We start from the raw sequence: 3,114 nt of genomic DNA on the forward strand, positions 1-3,114 counted from the left end.
GGTCAATGGTCGTTGACACTCATGCATCATACTAGAGGGCTCTTTTTCTTTCAAGACCTCGAACATCCTTCAAACAGGAATGCTGCCCCGTTAGTTCAAGAAGAAAAGCTACCTAACCACATTCTCAAAGTATTTTTTAACATATTCCCTAATAAAGTTGTCTCTCTTCAGCATATCTTCTTCCTTACGGAAAAAGCCGACTTTTTTTACCCTTTGCTCCATCGGCTGCGTGTTCCATTCCGCAATCGCTTTTTCTTCTATTTCATAACGCTCTCGAACAGATGAAATCATGATGTCTGTTTTTTCAGCTCTAATTTCTTGATTTGTTTTGGGTTTTGGCAACCTGTTTAACAATTGTTGTTCCAGTTCTTTTTTCTTTAAATCCAGTTCATGGAGCATTCTTTCTTCAAACTCTTGCTGCATTTTTTCGAATTTACGGCCCATCTCGACCATCACTTGTGACTCACTCAGCACTTGTGACTCATCATTCTTTAAGTCTGGAAATGGCCTCACTTCTAGATTGGCTGAAAGAACGTTGGAAATCGCATCTAAACTCCATTTTTGAGATCTTTTTTCCATGATGAATACGGCAATGTCTATATCTAATTCATCATATACCTTTTTTTCAGCTACTCTTTGAATGTAATGAATACCTTTTTTTTCAAGGTCTCTAAACCATTTATCGACGGTATTAAAATGAACAGACTCTTTAATAGTTGTTTCTTCTTCGTATCTTCTTTGTATTTCTTCTGTGAAGTCACTTATATGCCAAACTGCCTCTTTTAACTCCATGTACATACCGCCGCCTTTTCCTTAAAGTAAAAGTGGTCTACTAGTGACTAGTACTCCACAAATGGAGCACTAGTTATGAACCACATAATAACTAATGATGAATCACTTGTGTAACAATACTGAATCATCAACCACTCGTGGACCATTAAAGAATTATCTTTTCTAGCTACTTGTAGACTACTAACCACTAGTGGACCACAAGTCAGTGATCTATATCTGGAGTGAATCCCATCTTTCATTAATCATGAACCAGCCAATAACAAATGTTGAATCACTCATGTAACATAACTAAATCACTCACTACTCGTAGAGCATTAAATAATATATTTACTAGCCACTAGTAGACCACTAACCACTCGTAGAACATTAAATAATTTCATACACTAGCTACTTGTAGACAACTAACTACTAGTAGAACATTAAAGAATTTCGTTTACTAGTCACTTATAGACTACTAACTACTTGTAGCGCATTAAAGAATTTCATTTACTAGCCACTTGTAGACCATTAACGACTCGTAGAACATTAATGAATTTCATTTACTAGCCACTAGTAGACCATTAATCACTCGTAGAACATTAAAACATTCCATTTACCAGCCACTAGTAGACTACTAACCACTCATAGATCATTAAAGAATTTCATTTACTAGTCACTTGTAGAACACTAATCACTTGTTGAGAATTAAAAAATTTCATTTATCAGCCACTAGTGGACTACTAACCACTCATAGATCATTAAAGAATTTCATTTACTAGCCACTTGTAGACAACTAACCACTCGTAGAGCATTTAAGAATTTTATTTACTAGCTACTTGTAGACTACTACCACTCGTAGAGCATTAAAGAATTACCTTTACTAGCTACTTGTAGACTACTAAGCATCAATAGATCACATATACAATTTGTCTTAATAATCATTAGTGGTTCACTAACCACTAGTAGGACATAAAACTAAAACTGGTTTTGATTACTAGTGAACCATACAGCACCTGTAGACCACTTGCATAAGATAATCAAAATTTCACACAAACCTTATTAATAAATCTAGTTCGACAAACTTAATAAATTCCCTTTAATATCAATTGAAAACCATTGCATTTTGTAAAGTCATTGCCTACTTATGCGATTGTGATATGACGTTGAATGATAATCAAAGCGAGTCCAATTCTTTGTGAATTGGGCTCGCTTTTTGAAATTACAACTGTTGTACTTTAATTGCTTAACTACAAGTGGTTAATCACTCGTGTTCCACTAATAAGTCACTAACTACTTGTAGACCACTATATTATTTCATTTTTTGATCACTTATAGACGACACAACACTAGTAGTCAACAATAGGGGGGTAAACATCAGTGATGCTAGAAAGAAGTTAAGTTATTGCCGTGTTGCGAATTCATAGGTTAAAACACTTAACAGTCACAATTCCTAATAATAGGTTAAATGGATATTCATGATAAAAATAAGATGAACGTTCTTGAACTAACGGGCTGGTTAATTTAAAAAGTCGATAGAATATAACTTTGAGGTTAATTATAAAGAGGGGGAGTAATATGAAAAAAAAGATTTTAATATTGAAAATGATAGTTTTTATATTCGTTATAGGTTTTAATTTGTTTTTTAATAGGTTTTCGAAAATTGAAAGTATGACAATACAAAGATATGATGAACCATTTGAAGATGGAAAAACAACAACTGATAAAGAAAAAATAGCTACTATTGCAGGTATATTGAATAGGGCAAATAATCTTCCTAAGAATATTGAGTACAAACTTGCAAGTGAACCAACATACAAGATTCAACTAATCTACAAAGATAAAAATACGGAGGTAATTCACGTCTACGAAAACTTCGATAAAAACACAACTCTTCTAATTAGTAATAAGAATGGTTATTACAAAATAAATGAAAAACAAACGTAAAAAACATTAGAACTCTTACTCAACTAACTGGTGCTTTAGTTGAAATAAGAAAGTGAAAAAGGAGAATCTATGAATTTTATTGGAAAAAATTTTAATAACATTATGATTTGTATCGCGATAACAGTTGCCATTAGTTATATGTTTATCGAGGATGAAGGAGTTGCAACTTTAGTAAATACAATTGCAATAATAGTAGCTACTATACTTGTTGGAATTTCTAGACGACAAAATCAAAAAAAGAAGACTTGAATGAAAATGATTTAACGTGTTTCACTATTGCACGAGATATTGAATGTCAATGGGATGTAAACGCTAATATAAAATTGACAGTTTCCGCTAAGATCCTTTTTACACTTTCGCCAAATAGAATCGAACTTCCAGTAAACTGAATGTATTCGT

At 32.9% G+C, this 3,114-nt stretch carries 3 protein-coding genes; 2 read left to right on the forward strand and 1 reads right to left on the reverse strand.

The features are described from left to right. Positions 1–108: 108 nt before the first annotated feature. Complete coding sequence (locus tag C8K15_RS19775; RefSeq protein WP_108588100.1) at positions 109–792, reverse strand: hypothetical protein; 684 nt, start codon at positions 790–792, stop codon at positions 109–111. Positions 793–2,346: 1,554 nt separating this feature from the next. On the opposite strand from C8K15_RS19775, the gene C8K15_RS19780 reads away from it, so the two are divergent. Next, positions 2,347–2,715 (forward strand): YhfM domain-containing protein, encoded by a 369-nt coding sequence (locus C8K15_RS19780; protein WP_108588101.1) that lies wholly within the window; start codon positions 2,347–2,349, stop codon positions 2,713–2,715. 69 nt (positions 2,716–2,784) lie between these two features. Further along, a complete protein-coding gene (locus C8K15_RS20505; protein WP_108588102.1) occupies positions 2,785–2,964 on the forward strand; it encodes a hypothetical protein in 180 nt (59 codons plus the stop codon). Positions 2,965–3,114 lie beyond the last annotated feature (150 nt).

The sequence above is a fragment of the Paenisporosarcina sp. OV554 genome, from assembly GCF_003058165.1.
In the GTDB taxonomy this organism is placed as follows: Bacteria; Bacillota; Bacilli; order Bacillales_A; family Planococcaceae; genus Paenisporosarcina.